The organism is Massilia sp. BKSP1R2A-1 (assembly GCF_050586525.1).
Classification (GTDB): domain Bacteria; phylum Pseudomonadota; class Gammaproteobacteria; order Burkholderiales; family Burkholderiaceae_D; genus Telluria.
In genome coordinates, this window is the sequence record NZ_JBOBRE010000048.1 from 1 (window position 1) to 525 (window position 525).

General features: G+C 45.9%; 1 rRNA gene. It reads right to left on the bottom strand.

Annotated features, from left to right (window positions below):
* A 23S ribosomal RNA gene (locus ACQ7JA_RS25015) occupies window positions 1–350 on the bottom strand; the annotation flags it as partial.
* Window positions 351–525: the final 175 nt, after the last annotated feature.

Genomic DNA, 525 nt, shown 5'->3' on the forward strand with positions numbered 1-525 from the left:
CACCGTTCGGATTTCGTGTACGGGGCTATCACCCGCTATGGCGCTTATTTCCAGAAGCTTCCACTATCCGATCGACTATCACGTACAGGCTCATCCCATTTCGCTCGCCACTACTTTGGGAATCTCGGTTGATTTCTTTTCCTGCAGCTACTTAGATGTTTCAGTTCGCCGCGTTCGCTTTGCATGCCTATGTATTCAGCATGCAATGACCTAAAAGGCCGGGTTTCCCCATTCGGAAATCTGCGGATCAAAGTGTGTTTGCTCACTCCCCGCAGCTTATCGCAAGCTACTACGTCCTTCATCGCCTGTAATCGCCAAGGCATCCACCATGTGCACTTATTCGCTTGTCCCTATAACGTTGGCCTCTTCATGAGTCAAAGAGAACGTTATCGAGTTCAAGAGTACAGCTTGTTGCATGTTTGTTGATACTTGATTACTACCCTAAGTGTGCACTTTTACATGCACGCTTAAAAAAACTTTACTTCTTCCAGATTGTTAAAGAACGAGAACTACACTTATCTAAAC